The sequence below is a fragment of the Anaerocolumna sp. MB42-C2 genome, assembly GCF_030913705.1.
Classification (GTDB): domain Bacteria; phylum Bacillota; class Clostridia; order Lachnospirales; family Lachnospiraceae; genus Anaerocolumna.
Window position 1 is genome coordinate 926,790 of record NZ_CP133190.1, and the last position, 18,171, is coordinate 944,960.

Genomic DNA, 18,171 nt, shown 5'->3' on the forward strand with positions numbered 1-18,171 from the left:
AATTGCATGATATATTTATAAGACTTATAGTTTCGTTATTACCTAAAGGCTATTTATTGTCACATCTATTTAGTATAACTGAATTGAAGGAAATAGTCGATAGTTTATTTATGTAATATAATAACATTTCGTTATAGTTCATTCTAATCTAACCCGTACGAAATATAATAATATGCATAAAAACAGTTTTATGATAAATAGATTCATATACCTCTGAGATCGAACCATTAATTCCAATTTAATTTGGTCTTAAGCGGATAGCTGCTATCCCGGTTCCGCTTTTGTATCCTGTAAAATAATTAACATAGCGGTTAGCTTCACTTCCTAAACCGTCTGCGACCAGAATATAACGGCTATTACCTGTGTCATTAATAAATTCTTTATAACCCAGTCCTAATAGGTACTCATATCCAAATGAAATACCTCCTTGAAGTATTATAGTAACCGGACATTTATTATCCAATTCATCTGTTATGTTGTCCCAGCTTGTATTAAAATTATAATAACCATATGAACTGCATCCCTCGGCATTTTCACTAAAGTAATTTTTCATTATTTCCAAATAATCTTCGGGATACGTCTTTGAATAATGGGCAATATATAAATCATCATATATATTTTCAAAAAGGGTATCCCAACTTTTTTGCTTTAAATTATTAAATTTAACATCTACTCCACACCAATATTTTAATACATTAACTCCGCAAATCGGTCCACTTGGTTGTATTATATTATCATCATGATCATATATAGTTAGATAGGATGTTTTATCATAATCCTTAACTTTTGAAGAAGTTATAGAATTATATGCTGATTTGTAATTACCATCATTAAGAGTAATATTGTCTTTTACATTATTAATGTTATTTTCTCTAATATTATTTTCCATGCTTTTCCACAAATTATTTGCTTCATCTTTACCATTATAATTAAAAACACTTACTTCAGATATATTGATTTCTTCTCTCTTAATTAGTTCGATTCCATTGGGTGAAACCTTATAGATGTAAGCATTTTTCTTATCTCCAATGTAATAATTTAACCCTCCAGTATAATATATCTCTACGGATGTTTCCGTCAGACGGTCTTTAGTAATAATATATTGTTTTGCCCTATCCAAAAAACATCTTCCTTTATAGGCATATTCTATAATTGGAACCTGATTTCTGGACGCTCCGACAATTATATATCCCGCCGGTTTCATGTCAGAGTCTTCAAACGCAAGAAGATATGCACTGATCGTTCCATCCATACTATATAAATTTTCCATCTTATTTATATGTATATTCTCCTTAAAGGATTCGCTGTCAGTCAGTCTATCCGAATTTATCTGAGCAATCGCCAGTTTCTTAGCATCATCAGCAGATATAATTGTTTCTGATGCCTGCACCAAGTTTACATACTTAGTATTTACGAGAAGACCAACTAAGACAAAGCAAATTAATAGATTAATAATAATACGTTTCTTCATAAATTTTACTCCTTTTCTTTATTGAATTGCGCAATGGAATTATTTACCTATCCATATTTAAGTATATAAGATATATCCGATTAATCAATTGACAATATACACAAATTATCTAAACCTGGTCATAAATTATACAATTTAAACCTATATCACTGAAAAATGGACTTGTATAAGTGCCATATATACAAGTCCACTCAAATAAATATGATAAAAACAAATCACCTATATATTAATATAAATATATTGAATCTATTACTCACCGCTTGCCATTAGTTCTTTTTCATTATCTTCTATTACTTTCAGCTGAATATCCGACGGTGCCTGTTCATAACGGTTGAATTCATAAGAGAAATCACCGGCTCCTCCGGTCATGGATCGAAGATCGGTGGAGTATCCGTATATTTCTGATAAAGGAATATCAGCCTGAATTTCCTGTTTGCCTCCGTGTATCGGATTCATACCCAATACCCTGCCTCTGCGTTTATTTAAATCACCCATAATATCACCGGTGAACTTATCCGGTACGACTACTTTTAAGGAAGCAATTGGCTCTAACAAGACCGGTGAAGCTTCCATAAATCCTTGTTTAAACGCTTGAATAGTTGCCATCTTAAAGGCCATTTCGGATGAATCTACGGGATGATAGGAACCATCTACTAAGGTTGCTTTTAACCCAACTACCGGATAACCTGCTACAGGTCCTTTTAATACACACTCAGCAATTCCTTTCTCTACGGCTGGAAAATAGTTTCTGGGAACGGAACCGCCGAAAATCTTCTCAGCAAACTCATAGGCCTGTTCCATATTGCCGGAAGGTTCAAATTCAATGTGCACATCACCATATTGGCCATGTCCGCCGGACTGCTTTTTGTACTTGCCCTGAACTCTGACTTTTTTACGCAGTGTCTCGCGGAATGGTACTCTGGGTTTCATTATATCAATATCAACCTTGTATTTTGTTTGTAACTTACTAACCACAATCTCCAGCTGCTGATCTCCGATTCCATATAATAAGGTCTGCCTGTTTTCTTTATCATTTACAACTTTCACAGTAAGATCTTCATCCATAATTTTAGCTAACGCCTGGGAAACCTTATCATCGTCACCTTTATTTTTAGTTTTAAAACGCTGATAGGTATAAGGTTTCGGCATTTCAGGCCGTTCATAAACAACTGGTACTGCTTTAGTTGATAAGGTATCCCCCGTGGTCGTATCGGATAATTTACCGATAGCGCCAATATCACCGGCTTGAAGTTCATTAACTTCAATCTGTTCCTTTCCTCTCAGTACATAAAGCCGGGAAATTTTTTCTTCCGTGTCTTTGTCGGCATTATAGATTGAAGAGTCAGATTTTAAGACACCGGAGCAAACTTTAATAAGTGAAAATTTACCGATAAAAGGATCTGCAATCGTTTTAAAAACCTTAGCTGTCATCGGAAGTTTTTCATTATAGTCTGCCTTAAAGGTTTCCTGGGTTTTAACATTTGTTCCTGATATCTCCTGTTTATTCGGGCTTGGGAAATACTTTTCTATTGCCTGTAGAAGCATAGTGGCTCCCTGGGAATTTAAACCGGAACCCATTAAAACCGGTACCACTGTACCATCTATTACATTATTTCGAAGTGCAAGAGAAATCTCCTCCGGAGTAAATTCTTCTCCTGCAAAATATTTTTCCATTAATTCTTCACTCGTCTCAGCAACTGCATCCAGCAGAGTTTCACGAAACTTGGTAAGATTCTCCATGGAGTAATCAGGAACCGGGCATTCCTCATAGTTTCCCATAGAAGTAAATCTTCTTCCAGCCATTTTTACCACATTAACAAATCCAACAAACTTTTCATTTTCTCTTATCGGTATATGAAACGGTGCAATCTTTTTACCGTAATTTTCAGTTAAATCTTCCACTACCTGGCGATAACTTGCATTATCATCATCCATATCCGTTACAAAAAACATTCTCGGTAGTTTATGCTTTTCACAATAATCCCATGCCCTCATAGTTCCTACTTCAACTCCTGCCTTAGCAGAAATAACTATAATTGCCGCATCGGCGGCATTTAATGCCTCTTCTACTTCTCCAATAAAATCAAAATAACCAGGAGTATCTAAAATATTGATCTTGGTATCCTCCCAAAATACAGGTACCACTGTGGTGCTGATAGAAAAAAGACGTTTCACTTCTTCCTTATCATAATCACTGATGGTATTACCCTCTTCAATCTTACCTTGACGCTTTGTAATTCCCGTTGTGTAGGCCATGGCTTCGACTAAAGTCGTCTTGCCACAGCCACCGTGGCCTAACAATACAACATTTCGAATCTTTTCTGAAGTGTAAACATTCATCCTTTTTTCCTCCATTACATAATATTTTGGTACTTCCTAATACTTATTTCTGTAAAATATGGGTATTCATAACATTTCAGGTACCCATGTCTATATTTTACTAAAAGTTGTCAGAATTTACAACTATTTTATACCAGTTTAACAAATATATTTATCTGAATCAATAAAGCGTACAACATTATTTTCATAATTCATTACTTATTCTCCTTATTTTTATGTTTATTTACTTTATCAGACTTTTTTCATGTATTTTTCACGCTTTAAACCGTCACACTTTAAACTGTTACACTTTAATGTTTTACAGTATTGACACCGTTATTTGTTTGATGTAAAATGAACCTAGGAAATGAAATCATTTGTCTCATAAATAAAAATATGAGAATACTAAGATTAGATTGAACAAGAAAGGTTTAGGTATTTATATGATAATTGTAATGAAACCAAATGCAAAAAAAGAATCCATTCAGAATATTATTGAAATCATTGAAGGGAAAGGGCTTACAGCTCACATATCCGACGGCAAAGAGGTTACCATCATTGGGGTTGTAGGGGATAAAACTAAACTTCAGGATCAGAATCTTGAGATTGCGGATGATGTTGATAAAATTGTCCCAGTAACGGAAAGCTATAAATTAGCAAATAAAAAGTTTCATCCGGAACCTTCTGTTATCAAAGTAGGTAATACCTCTATAGGCGGTGACGAATTTATTATTATGTCCGGTCCATGTGCGGTAGAAAGCAGGGAGCAATTATTAGAAACCGCCCGGGCTATTAAAAAAGCCGGCGCCCAGATTTTACGCGGCGGTGCATATAAGCCAAGAACTTCTCCTTATGCTTTTCAGGGTTTAGAAGAAGAAGGTTTAAAATTCATGAAAGAAGCCAGAGAAGAAACCGGTATGGCTGTTGTATGTGAAGTAACCAGCTTAGCTGCTATTGAAGCAGCAGTAAAATATGTGGATATGCTTCAGATCGGCGCTAGAAATATGCAGAATTTTTATTTATTAAAAGAAGCAGGAAAAACCGGACTTCCTGTATTGTTAAAGAGGGGCTTGTCAGCAACCATTGATGAATGGTTAAATGCCTCCGAATATATTATTGCAGAAGGGAATCCCAATGTGGTATTATGTGAACGCGGAATCCGTACCTTTGAAACTGCAACCAGAAATACTCTGGATATCAGTGCGGTTCCAGTTATAAAAGAAAAAAGCCACTTACCGATTATTGTTGATCCAAGCCATGCAACGGGTGTGAGAAAATATGTAAAACCTTTAGCCAAATGTGCCGTTGCTGCCGGTGCGGACGGCCTGATGATTGAAGCACATCCTAATCCGGCAATTGCTTTATCGGATGGTCCTCAATCCCTGACATTCCCCCAGCTTAATGAATTATGTTCCGAACTAAGACCTTTCGCTGCATTAATGGGTAAAAAATTCTAAGACGGTTGTATAAGATACTGCTTATTTAGTTACTTGGAGATATGGACAATAATGCCGGTGAGTTATCGCATCTATCGTTTTTCAAAGACCCCTTAGGACCTGGATGAACAGATAGACCACAAGTAAGATAATAAGTAGAAATGCCACTGTAAACTCTAAATAAATAATAGATTAGAAAGGATGCCATGTTGTGAATTTATCACATTGTAGATTATGGCATTATCGCAGATAAGTATGCGGTAAGCAACGGGTGTTTATATGAAGGATTCAATAGTTGGCTTTATTGGCTTTGGTTTAATCGGCGGTTCTATCGCCCGCGCTTTAAAAGAAATAAATCCAGGCAATACTTTAATCGCATTTAACTATAATAAAAATAAGTTAGGAAATGGCCTGAAGGAAGCTTTAGACGATAAGGTTCTGGACCGTATCTCCTATGATCTGAATGATACTTTTCCAGCCTGCGATATTATTTTTTTGTGCGCACCGGTATTATCCAATATAACTTATCTTACTAATTTGAAAAATGTCATAAAGCCAGACTGTATTGTGACGGATGTGGGAAGTGTAAAAGAAAATATACATAAGGCAGTTTCAGAATTAGGACTGGAACACCAGTTTATCGGCGGGCATCCCATGGCCGGTTCGGAGAAAACTGGTTATCAGAATTCCCACAGCAAACTGCTGGAAAATGCATATTACATTTTAACTCCTACGGAAAAAACCTCTCAGGATAAACTTCAAAAACTATATGAAATTGTTAGTGAAATTAGTGCTATTCCCTTGATTTTGAACCCAAAAGAACATGATACTATAACCGCTGCTATCAGCCATGTACCTCATATCATAGCCTCCAGTCTGGTAAATCTGGTAAAAGATTCGGATGACACCTCCGAAAAAATGCGCACCCTTGCAGCCGGCGGTTTCAAAGATATCACAAGAATTGCCTCTTCCTCCCCAATTATGTGGCAAAATATATGTTTAACAAATACGGAGAGTATAATCCAGGTTCTAAATCAATATATTTCCTCCTTACAGGACATTGGAAAAGCCTTGGAGTGTAAGGATGAAGATTATCTATACCGGTTTTTTGACACTGCCAGCGAATATAGGGATTCCATACCAAATAAATCCATCGGTATGATGAAAAAAGTATTTGAGATTTATCTGGATATTATAGACGAAACCGGAGCAATCGCTACCATCGCCACATTACTTGCTACTAACCGGATCAGTATTAAGAATATTGGTGTTATTCATAACAGGGAATTTGAACAGGGTGTACTTCGGATTGAATTTTACGAGGAGCAAGCTTCCGTACTGGCTGTTGAATTATTAAAGAAATACCGTTATACTGTTTATGAAAGATAAAAACGTTGATTTTACGTCCTGCAATTATACAGTTCTGAAAGATTGGAGTTAAACAATGATATTACAAAAAGTAAACGCTTTAAAAGGTGAGATTACAGTGCCCGGAGACAAATCGATTTCCCACCGTGCTGTCATGTTTGGTGCTTTAGCGGAAGGAACCACGGAAATTACCCATTTTTTACAGGGAGCTGACTGCCTGTCTACAATCGGGTGTTTTCGTGACATGGGAATTGCTATTGAAAACGATCCTTTAAATAATAAGGTTATGGTCCATGGCAAAGGCCTTCATGGATTAAAACAGGCCTCCGGCATTCTTAACGTCGGTAACAGCGGTACAACTATGCGGCTGATGTCAGGTATCCTTAGCGCTCAGACGTTTTCTACCACTATGACCGGTGATGATTCTATTCAAAAGCGCCCTATGGGCAGAGTAATCACACCATTAACTATGATGGGGGCTGATATAAAAAGCATAAGCGGAAATGGTTGTGCTCCTTTGGAAATTCTGGGCAGACATACTCCGCTTCACGGTATCTCCTACCATTCACCGGTTGCATCGGCGCAGGTTAAGTCCGCAGTTTTACTTGCAGGCTTATATGGAGATGTTCCTACTTCCGTTACCGAACCATACGTTTCCAGAAATCACACAGAATTAATGTTAAAAATGTTAGGTGCAGATATAGAGAATCAGGGCAATACGGCGGTTATAAAACCTGAACCTGATTTGCATGCTGAAAAAATTACTGTTCCGGGCGACATCTCCTCAGCTGCATATTTTGTAGCGGCCGGTCTTATTATTCCCGGGTCAGAAATATTGATTAAAAATGTAGGAATCAATCCGACCAGGAATGGGATTATTAAAGTATGTGAAATGATGGGCGCTGATATTAAAATAGAAAACATACGAAATACAGACACTGAGGCAGTAGCAGATATTCTGGTACGGCACAGCGAATTAACGGGAGCAGAAATCGGCGGTGCCTTAATCCCGACTTTAATTGATGAACTGCCTGTAATAGCTGTAATGGCTTGTTTTGCAAAAGGTAAAACCATAATAAAGGATGCAGCAGAACTAAAAGTTAAGGAATCCAACCGTATTGATGTAATGGTGCATAACTTATCCCTAATGGGTGCAAAGGTAACTGCCACAGAAGACGGTTTGATAATTGAGGGCGGCAGACCATTAAAAGGAGCCGTTATAGACAGTAATTTAGATCATCGTATTGCCATGTCTTTTGCTGTCGCTGCATTGGCTGCTGACGACAGCACCGAAATACTTGGTGCTGAGTGTGTTAATATTTCATACCCGGATTTTTATTCAGACTTAAAAAGTTTAGTACCTTAAATTATTTATAATTTATACAGTACATCTTTATCCAGTAATTTAAAATCGGCAGGAAGAACAGTTCAAACTGTTCCTCCTGCCGATTTTAAAAGTTGCTTAATTTGCGGAACATTTAATAACTATGATGCTGGTGAAATATTGACTGTTACTTCATCAGAAACATCACCAAAACCAGGAACTTTCACAGTCACCATAACCGTCACTGTTTTTGCAGTTTCATTTTTCCCCACTGTTAAAACACCATTCTCATCAATCACGGTATCTTCGCCACCTACAACTTTCCATACTTCTTTGCCGCCTTTTAAAGACCTGGATCCTCTGATGATCTCAAACCGGTGAGATTGCCCTTGCACGACAGAAGCGTCCCTGTTGGTAATCGATACACCTATCTCCGATTCGGCGACCGCTCCATACAGCTCTACTTCAGCTACACGGGCGATTCCATCGTCTCCGGGATCGGTTATGTTTATACGAACATACCTGGCTTCAATGGGATCAATATCAATATCGCTTACATCGTAAGTATTAGCGTAATACTGATCTACAGTAGTCCACTCCTTACCGTCCATACTTACCTCAACCGTATAATCCCTGGTATTCAGGGATGTAGCAAGTCCATTGCTTCCCGCATGCTGAATCAAATATCTGGACAGTACATATGTTTCGCCTAACGAATAGGTCAGGGACTGGGCTCCGCTTTCCGACGCCGTCCATATATCTCCGGATGGAGTACCGTCCACAGTAAGTTCAGCGTAATCCGTTTTACTGGTAGCTGAGGCTGTCAAATTAGCAGAAAGTCCCAGGTTAAACGGTAACCTGTTGCTCTCACAATATAAGGCCAGGAAATGATCCGCTCTGACAAACTTTACCTTATCACCATAAGCATCGTACATTCTGTTGGCTGCGTTCACAATATTGCTCGGTTTGGAACTTCCCCATACGCTCATCTGTGTCGCCAGAAAATGAGGATCGGTGCCCTCCCACTCATTAATGTAATTCTTCAGTAAATTGCAATAAGAATTTTCATCTGCCGAATAATACGCCTGATCCAAGCTATACACGGGCTTATTATTGTTAATGCTGCCAGGCACCGTGCCCCGATTTCTAAAGTCTTGTACAGTAAGTCCATACAGGTATCTCGCGTTTTCCGTGTAGATGTCTCGTTGATTCTTGGAAAGCGTATCCCATATGGTAGCGATCCGCAGACCAGTCCTGTACATATAGTTATTGGTCAGCCTTGCATAATCCGCCATCAGCTCATCGTTTTCAAGAAAATTCTGTTCCGGTGCGCCAGGTTCAGGAAGGGTATTTTCAAACATAGCGTAACCCAGACCCGAAGGCCCGCTAATTAAATTCTCGCAGTCCGTCGCCTGAGAATAGTAATAATTCAAAATAGCCGGGCCAGCGTCAGCAAGAGCCGGACTGATTGTCCAACTTATTGGAATCTGTCCGCGGCTATTCACAGTAGCAGGGTCATCCCATAGTTTGCGCATGTATCTTTGAATATATTGGATATTATCGCCATCGCTGATAATAGGTGCGATATATACTTTATCCCCAAGCTCGGGTTTATTGGGGACTTTCGGAATCTGAATGGCAGTATCAGTTCCGCCGAATACGGTTCCGTTGATATAGTGATCAGCCGGAAGCAGGGATAATCCATATTTTGCTGCAGTCGTTACGCCTGACCGTTCGGTAGCGGACCAGCCCAGTACAAGACCATTGCCAGCCTCCATATCGACAAGGAATTTCTCGAAAAGTTCCTTCTGTTCTTCGTTTGTGCAGTCCAACCAAACAACCGCTGCTTTTGTGGCTGCAGCATAATCCCTGATATAATGTGGCTTGTCGGTATTCAGGCTGATCAGGAGCCGGTGATTGCAAAGTTTCCAATAATGATCATACAAATAAGTATAGGTATCCAGGGCATTATATAAATTAAGGCTCCGTAAATCAATAACTCTTTCAGAATCTTTTATATCTGGCAACATAATACCTTTACTTACCCACTGGTTATAGGTATTCAGATCCATTGGAAGCATATCGCGCAGACCCGCCACAGTAGAGGCGAGGTTACGCATATGTGCATTCTTGTCTGAATCAAATAGAACCACACCTTTTGTTTCGTCAATATACTTTTGAACCAACTCAAACTTCTGCCTGTTTTCATATTTAATACAGTCAAGGTCCGTAATAGGTGTCTCACGCCATGTGTCAGGACCTTCGTCGGGGTTGATATCAGTAAACAGAATTCGTGGTTTCGTCCTGTTCACGATGCCTTGTAGAGCCGTTATGGTCACACGTTCGTTTTGACCGCTATAATCAAATGCCCCAATAGAGATTGTGTCAATCGGATCAGCCGGTCTGGAAAAGATCGGCAACACTTGTCCATCCGGCCAGTACATTCCCTCATCCGGATTATATACCCTGGCATATGGTTTATACTTATTTTCCCTGTTTTCATCGACAGCCGCTTTGGCAACTAACGCAGGTGCCGTGTTCATAATTAATACGGAAACCAGAACGACATATATAATTTTATTTACTCCTGTAAGCTGCTTCATTATTTTCCCTCCTCTATTATCTATACATTTCCTGGGTATCGTTACGACAGTAATTCTCTGAACGAACCGTCTTAAGCGCTTCCATGCATATAGTCATCCCTCCCTTTCGATTTATAACCTTGATAAGGTATTTATTACATTTTTATTATAATTTAATTCCATAATTTTACAACATCAATTGTCTATTCTACATGATTTTTGCCTAATATACAATAATATGTAATTATTATAGCCGATATAGCCGGTTATTGCGGGATAGCTGATTATGGCGAGATCTAAATACAGCATACTTATTTTCCTGTTTTTACATTTATAAAACAAAAAGCCCCGGAAAACACTGATGTTGAACCTATCATGTTTCCCAAGACTTTTCTTGACTTATTTTCAGTTATCAGATTTTCCAGAGATTTTTTCTGGATTAATCCTTGTTTTCATTCATAGCATTTATAATGTTAGTTATAAACATCGCATCCCCAAAACTAAAGAAACGGTAACGTTCTTTTACCGCCAATTCATATGCCTTTAGAACATTCTCTCTGCCTGCTAAGGCTGATACCAGCATAATTAATGTAGACTCCGGTAAATGGAAGTTGGTGATTAAGGCATTAAGTATCTTAAATTGATACCCGGGATAAATAAAGATCTCCGTATCCCCGCTTCCGGCTTTTACAAATCCCTGTTCATCCGCTGCGGATTCTACGGTTCTACAGCTGGTGGTTCCAACACATATAATTCTTCCGCCGTTTTTCTTGGTATTGTTGATTTTTTCGGCTTCTTCCGGTTCAATAATATAAAATTCCGAATGCATATGGTGATCCAAGATATTTTCTTCTTTAACCGGGCGGAAAGTTCCCAGACCCACATGAAGCGTAACATTTGCTATAATGATTCCTTTCTCTTCAATCTGTTTCAATAATTCTTTGGTAAAATGTAATCCGGCGGTAGGGGCGGCTGCCGATCCTTCATATTTTGCATATACGGTCTGATACCGGTTTTTATCCTGTAACTGATGGGTAATATAAGGAGGTAACGGCATCTGCCCTAGTTGATCCAGAATTTCTTCGAAAATTCCCTCATAATAAAACTTAACTAACCGGTTTCCTTCATCTACAATTTTAATGACTTCGCAGTTCAATAAACCGTTACCAAAACTAATCTTTGTACCTACTTTCGCTTTTTTACCGGGTTTTACCAAAGCCTCCCAGATATCATTTTCCTGCCGTTTCAGAAGCAGTATCTCAACTTTTGCTCCGGTTCCTTCTTTTTCACCGATTAATCTGGCCGGAATTACTTTCGTATTATTAATTACCAGGCAGTCTCCTGGATTTAAATAATCAATAATGTCCTTAAATATTCTATGCTCTGTTTCACCTGTATTTTTATCTAACACTAACAGTCTTGAACCGGACCGGTCAGGGAGCGGGTCCTGTGCGATTAACTCCTCCGGTAAATCAAAATAAAAATCTTGTTTTGTCATATATTTCTCCTATTTGATACACGTTTATAAATATTGGAATCTCACCTGCTGTAAGTTTCTATTATCCAAAATCGTTTCTTGCAAATTAATCCAAATTCTATAATTTAGTAACATTATTATTACACTATTTCATATTACAATCATTAATTTTACAATCATTAATTTTGATTTATTATTTTACACTTGTTGATCTTACACATTTTTTATATTAATTTTTATTTTGTTTTTTACTTCAATTCATTTTCTGAATCCATACTACTGATATCCGTATCATAATCGTCTAGAAAACTATGGAATACCTGTTTTTTCTGGTATCCTATCATGGTATCCAGGTTTACATTATGAACACTGCGGAAGATATTCATATCAATAATAGAACTTGTCTGCCTGAATTTCTTGATTAACTCTTTCATTTCCTGCCGTTTGGACCCACCGCCGTTATCTCCTAACATACAATTTTCCGTAAACCGGCAGGCACATTGGATAAACTGCAGGTTATTATATTTTCTCCAGGCTATAATGTCTGCTTCTTTAACCATATATAGCGGTCTGATTAATTCCATTCCCTCATAATTTGTACTATGAAGTTTTGGCATCATTCCTTTCATCTGTCCGCTGTATAACATACTCATGAGAACTGTTTCAATCACATCATCAAAATGGTGTCCTAATGCAATTTTGTTACAACCCAGTTCCTTTGCATGTTTATATAGATATCCTCTGCGCATTCTCGCACACAAATAACAGGGAGATTCCTCCACTGTTGCAACAATGTCAAAAATATCGGTTTCAAACATATGAATGGGTATATTTAAATACTCTGCATTATTTAAAATAACCTGTTTGTTATATTCATTGTACCCAGGGTTCATTACTAAAAATACGGTTTCGAATTTTACTTTACCATGTCTTTGCAATTCCTGCATACATTTTGCCAAAAGCATGGAATCCTTGCCGCCGGAGATACACACGGCTATTTTATCGCCTTCTTTAATTAACTCATACTCATTTACGGCTGAGATAAATTTTCTCCAGATCTCCTTGCGGAATCTTTTAATAATACTTCTTTCCACATCAATATAGTTTTCCATGATTATCTCCAATCTCTTTTAAAACCTGCTTAAAGTTATCCAGGAAGAAATCAATTTCATCCATGGTGGTCAAATGACTCAAACTGATACGAAGTGTGGACAAGGCCAATTTACGATCCTTTGTCATTGCATATACCGGCCTTGAAACCGTATTGGGCGCACAACAGGCCGATTTGGTCGCTACATAGATATCCCTTTTGTTTAATTCATTCTGCAGTTGATTGGTATTTACCCCTTTTATACTGATATTTAAAATAAAAGGAGAGCCCTGTATTGGTGTATTTATTTTTATATTTGGATAAGCCTTTAAAGCCTCTCTTAATTCCTTATTTAATTCATTTACATATTCATAACGGACAGTTAGGTTTTCTACCCCTATGGTCAGAGCTTTCTCCGTCGCCGCAGCCAGTGCAAGCATAGGTGTTCCACTTCGAAAAGAAGTAGTACTTAGGCCCCCATGGATTAATGGTTCCAGCATAATGCTTTCTTTTTTTAACAGAATGCCGCATCCGTTTAATCCATAAAATTTATGTCCGGAAAATGTCATCAGGTCAATCTTCTCAAAGCTAACCGGTATTTTACAGACTGCCTGTGTGGCATCAACATGTAAAAAGCAGTGTGATTTTGCATGTGCGATTTTACTGATTTCCTCAATCTGCTGTATGGTCCCTACTTCACTATCTATATAACAGACAGAAACTAAAATAGTATCCTCTCTTATTAACTCCATCAAATGATTCAAATCCACCTGCCCGTTATCTGAGAGGCTAATATAATCAACTTCGTAGCCGTCATTTTGCAAAGCTGTAATCGGGCCGGTTACGGAAGCATGTTCCAAATAGGTTGTGATTATATGTTTACCATATCTCTTATAACTGGAAGCGATTCCTTTTATTGCCATATTATTGGATTCACTTGCCCCTGATGTATAAATTACTTCATTCTCTTTAGCTCCCAGAAGATTTGCAATCTGTTTTGTAGATTGATCCATCCTCTCTCTTGCTTTATCCCCCAAAGTATGAGGTGAATTGGGATTCCCAATATAGGTCAAAGATATATCATAAAATGTATCCAATACCCCTTTATCAACCGGTGTATTAGCAGCATAATCCAAATAAATCATTATATCATCAACACCTTTCTGTTCTTCTTTTATCTGATAGCAGAATATAATCTGTATATTAATATCTGACATTCTTACTTATCCTATAAATTTAATACGGATTAATAATACGAATGTTCCAACAATTTGTCAACCAAAACTATTATTTAAATGATATTAATTATAAATGCCAAATAATGATTATACCCCACCTGATTAAACAATTCAATAAAGCCGGATAAATTTATAAGTTTATTCTTTTATAATAGTTCTGCGAAAGTTATTCCAAGCATTCCAAAACCGTCATTTCTATTATACCTTACAAGTATTAATTTTTCCAACTCTAAATAAAACCAAAGCGAAGTCTGTTATTGCTCGCGGAACTGCTGTTTTTGCAGGGGAGTAAACAGTAATAATTTTCTCATAAAACAAGAAAGAGTCTGGCTTGCCAGACTCTAGCGCTGACGAGCTGTTACGACAGTGACAATCTACCCTAAAGGATATTATCCTTTTGCGTGTTCATGTGCATCCTGCCGGTCGGGCTTTTTATTTCAAAGGGATGTTCGGAGAACTTTACTATGAAATAAAAAATGGTTGGAGTATTTAACTCCAACCGAATTAACAATATTAAAAACTCATTTATTTTCTTTTGATCGTTTTATGATAAAATCTATGTCAACCAAATCGGTAATTTCCTTATTATTATTAAAAATGATAAAATCAGCCTTCCCGTCTTCTTTCACTTTATAAGTCTGTATCAGGGTTTCTCTTGCGATTCCTCTAAATACCTCCTCACTTATGCCGGAATAATAATCATAAAATACTAATACTATTTCATTTCCAACATAACTTCCGGGTATTTTAATATTTAACTCAATGATATCTCCCTCTTTATATTCATATTCATTTTCCTTATAATTACCGCTCTCCTGTAATAAAACAGCCTTTTTATACGATTTATTTTCAAAATACTGTTTGTCTTGTATATTAAAAATAAACACGGAAAGCAGAACAAAAACCAGATAACAAAATAGAATTCCTACTCGGTATTTTATTTTGGAAAAGTGGGAATATTTACTTCTAAACTCCTGAAACATTCTATTTTCAGTTTTATTTTTTATTTGGCTGTTCGCATATATTTTAATAAGAGCAGATTCATAATTTCTCTCAAAGTCCACATTTTTTCTTGACATATATTCCTCCAGCAAACTTCTTAACCTCTCCAGCTGTAATTGTATCATATCTTCTTTTCTATTTAAAAGTTTACCGATTTGGTTGACAGACATCTTTTCATAATAGTATAAATGGACGACTATTCTGTATTTCCTTGGTATTAACTGCAGATATTCTTCGAATAAGGACTTCTCGGATATATTCTCTGACAATTTTATATTCCAGATAAATTCTTCTTCACCTTTTGTGCTTTTCTTATAATTAAACTTCCAAAGACTTCTAATACAATACATCGTTGTCCGTATAAACCATAACCTCTCCTGTTGCTTAGTATGAAACACGGGCATTTGCTTTATATATTTAAGAAACACCTGTATAAAAACTTCGTCGGTATCCATTTTGTTTCCGGTAAGTGCAAAGGCGAATTTGTAAACAGTATCAGCATATACATCTACTATATCTTCAATATATTTATTCCATAAAAACAACTCATCTGCCACATAAAAAACCCCTTTCTGATTATGCCTGATACAGGAAAAGGGTAAATCATTACAATTCTATTCGAATTACGGCTGACTTACCCTGTTTTTTATTTATATTCCTATTATATAATAGTGTACTTTTACCAGGTTGTTACAAAATTACAGATACTATTTTTATATTGTTTTATTCGGGTAATGAGGTTACCCTAAAAACATTAAACACTTACTTTTTTATCAATCATCCAAGCGGTTCCAATATAGGTCAAAACAATAAATAAGAGTGCTATGACACTTTCCCAGATGAAATAAATACTCAAATTACTTGTATAGCTTTCAATATCGCCAAGGAACAGATGGGTAACCTTAGTAACTACAACATTTAAAGCAATAAAAATTATAAAACTTACTACACCTTTGAACTTTTTGTTTTCTAAAAAGGTTGAACTTAATGTAATTGAGAAGAAAGCAATGGTTATGGTACTGATCCAACTTGTTAATACAACGGCTACAACCGATACAATATCGGAAAAATCTATTTTTAGCTTCAAAAATTCATCAATCGCTTGTAAGATTACTTTCTTAGCTTCCGCCAACACATTATATTTAGCTATTAATACACCGCCGTCTAACGCAAATACGGCAAAAAATATAATACCTGCCAGGATAATCTGAATTCCGGCTGTTAAAACTTTAGCACCTACAATACTATAACTGGTATTCGGTGTCAGGAAAAGCATATAACTGCATTTCTGTTTTAAATCATTGGAATAAGTAATAATAGATTCAAATGCCAGAAAAAACAAAGCACCGAAAGTAAACATCGCTAATAAGGACATCGACATTGCAATTACATTTTCTTTGTCTAAAACAACTCCAAAAAAGAACACTATTTCCAATAAACCAACTAAAGCTAAAATAATCAGCTTTGAAAAAACCTGTTTTCTAAATTCGTATTTCATTAACTTTAACATTCTTCCATCCCCCTGTTATGCATAAATTTCTTTGTATAATTCAACAATTGATTTACCGTGGGAGGCCCTCAGTTCTTCTGCCTCACCATTTAAAACGATAGCTCCGGATTTAATAAATACTGCATTATCTATGATTTTTTCCAATTCATCCACTAGATGACTGGATATCAATATCGTTGAATCTTCTCTTGCAACTTCTAATACAGTAGTGATAATTTTTTCCCTTGCTATAATATCAATTCCGTTCAAAGGTTCATCCAGCATATAGAGTTCCGCTTTCCTTGCCAATGTCGCTGCTATTTTTAGTTTTGCTGCCAGACCGGAGGATAAGGTTTTCGCTTTATCCTTCATGCTCAATTCCATTCTTTCGATTAATTCTTCATATCGCTTTACATCAAAATCTTCAAAAAAATCCTTATAATAATCACCCACATCTCCCACAGACATATAATTATAGAAGAAAGGTTCCGTAGACATATAAGCAACTCTTTTTTTAGATTCCACCCCAATAGGGTTTCCTTTATAAGTAATTGTTCCGCTGGTTGGTTTAACCAAACCTGCAATCATTTTCATAAGTGTTGTTTTACCGCTGCCGTTTGGCCCCAACAGCGCATATATTTTACCTTTTTCTGCTTCAAAACTAATACCATTTACAGCAGTTTTATTCATATATTTTTTTACTAAATCATTGCATTGTAATATCATATTCTCACTCCTATTATTTTTTATTGGCACCCGCTATAGCGGTTGTCGTTTGCCGTTTTTTCTATTGTTTTGTATTTAAATCATATTTATGCTCTAATAACTGAATCAGCTCTTCTTTCGTAAAACCTAACTGCTTCATTCCCTCAATAAAATTATCCAGAAGGGAACCTGCCATTTCTTCTCTTATACTTTTCATTTTCCTCGTATCCTCCGTTACAAAAGTGCCTAGCCCTCTTTTTGTGTAACAAATTTCTTCCGCTTCCATTTCTTTATAGATACGGCTTGCAGTGTTGGGATTTATTTTGTATTTGTAGGCCAGCTCTCTACCCGACGGAAGTTTCTCACCTAAAGCCAGGGCACCGTTTATTATATCTTTTTTGATATCATTAATAACCTGTATATAGATTGGAATATTATTATCAAATTCCATTCATGTCCTCCTTTCATTCCGTTTTTTAATAACCATGTTACTCTTGTTATGAAACAGCATTTTTCAGTTTTTCTTCCATTTCCTGTTTCGTTTTGTGTTTACTGCACTCGATTACCAGTGAACTAGTTATATAGTACACTAACTTTATAATGATGTCAATATATTTATTAAAAAATTTTTATTTTTATTTTGGGTATCAAAAGACATACTAAATTTATT

12 protein-coding genes and 1 pseudogene are annotated in these 18,171 nt (G+C 36.5%); 3 read left to right on the forward strand and 10 right to left on the reverse strand.

Features of this window, described 5'->3' with window-relative positions:
* Positions 1-238: 238 nt before the first annotated feature.
* On the reverse strand, positions 239-1,471 hold the full coding sequence (locus RBU59_RS04165; protein ID WP_308146619.1) for a hypothetical protein: 1,233 nt from the start codon (positions 1,469-1,471) through the stop codon (positions 239-241).
* 249 nt (positions 1,472-1,720) lie between these two features.
* A complete protein-coding gene (fusA, locus tag RBU59_RS04170) occupies positions 1,721-3,811 on the reverse strand; it encodes an elongation factor G (protein WP_308146620.1) in 2,091 nt (696 codons plus the stop codon).
* 422 nt (positions 3,812-4,233) lie between these two features.
* On the opposite strand from fusA, the gene aroF reads away from it, so the two are divergent.
* The 3 genes from aroF to aroA all read left to right on the forward strand — a co-directional run bounded on the left by aroF (position 4,234) and on the right by aroA (position 7,960).
* Complete coding sequence (gene aroF / locus RBU59_RS04175) at positions 4,234-5,247, forward strand: 3-deoxy-7-phosphoheptulonate synthase (protein ID WP_308146621.1); 1,014 nt, start codon at positions 4,234-4,236, stop codon at positions 5,245-5,247.
* 258 nt (positions 5,248-5,505) lie between these two features.
* On the forward strand, positions 5,506-6,615 hold the full coding sequence (locus tag RBU59_RS04180) for a prephenate dehydrogenase (protein ID WP_308146622.1): 1,110 nt from the start codon (positions 5,506-5,508) through the stop codon (positions 6,613-6,615).
* A 55-nt stretch (positions 6,616-6,670) separates the two neighbouring features.
* The gene (gene aroA, locus RBU59_RS04185; RefSeq protein WP_308146623.1) at positions 6,671-7,960 is read left to right on the forward strand and encodes a 3-phosphoshikimate 1-carboxyvinyltransferase; all 1,290 of its coding nucleotides are present in this window, start codon (positions 6,671-6,673) and stop codon (positions 7,958-7,960) included.
* Between the two features lie 119 nt (positions 7,961-8,079).
* Here aroA and RBU59_RS04190 read toward each other — a convergent pair whose 3' ends face one another.
* The 8 genes and pseudogenes from RBU59_RS04190 to RBU59_RS04225 all read right to left on the reverse strand — a co-directional run bounded on the left by RBU59_RS04190 (position 8,080) and on the right by RBU59_RS04225 (position 17,952).
* Positions 8,080-10,521 carry a discoidin domain-containing protein gene (locus RBU59_RS04190; RefSeq protein WP_308146624.1) on the reverse strand — a complete coding sequence of 814 codons (2,442 nt, stop codon included), beginning with the start codon at positions 10,519-10,521 and terminating at the stop codon, positions 8,080-8,082.
* A gap of 418 nt (positions 10,522-10,939) precedes the next feature.
* Positions 10,940-11,998, reverse strand: coding sequence for a tRNA preQ1(34) S-adenosylmethionine ribosyltransferase-isomerase QueA (queA, locus tag RBU59_RS04195; protein WP_308146625.1), 1,059 nt, complete (start codon positions 11,996-11,998; stop codon positions 10,940-10,942).
* Between the two features lie 227 nt (positions 11,999-12,225).
* Positions 12,226-13,074, reverse strand: a pseudogene (locus RBU59_RS04200) (tRNA 2-thiocytidine biosynthesis TtcA family protein); the annotation flags it as partial.
* The gene (locus RBU59_RS04205; RefSeq protein ID WP_308146627.1) at positions 13,073-14,284 is read right to left on the reverse strand and encodes a cysteine desulfurase family protein; all 1,212 of its coding nucleotides are present in this window, start codon (positions 14,282-14,284) and stop codon (positions 13,073-13,075) included. The pseudogene RBU59_RS04200 and the gene RBU59_RS04205, both read right to left, overlap by 2 nt.
* 542 nt (positions 14,285-14,826) lie before the next feature.
* Positions 14,827-15,864 (reverse strand): RNA polymerase sigma factor, encoded by a 1,038-nt coding sequence (locus tag RBU59_RS04210; RefSeq protein ID WP_308146628.1) that lies wholly within the window; start codon positions 15,862-15,864, stop codon positions 14,827-14,829.
* A gap of 197 nt (positions 15,865-16,061) precedes the next feature.
* A complete protein-coding gene (locus RBU59_RS04215; RefSeq protein WP_308146629.1) occupies positions 16,062-16,817 on the reverse strand; it encodes a hypothetical protein in 756 nt (251 codons plus the stop codon).
* 15 nt (positions 16,818-16,832) lie between these two features.
* A complete protein-coding gene (locus RBU59_RS04220) occupies positions 16,833-17,522 on the reverse strand; it encodes an ABC transporter ATP-binding protein (RefSeq protein ID WP_330698478.1) in 690 nt (229 codons plus the stop codon).
* 61 nt (positions 17,523-17,583) lie between these two features.
* Entirely contained in the window at positions 17,584-17,952 is a 369-nt protein-coding gene (locus RBU59_RS04225) for a GntR family transcriptional regulator (RefSeq protein ID WP_308146630.1), read from the reverse strand.
* Positions 17,953-18,171: the final 219 nt, after the last annotated feature.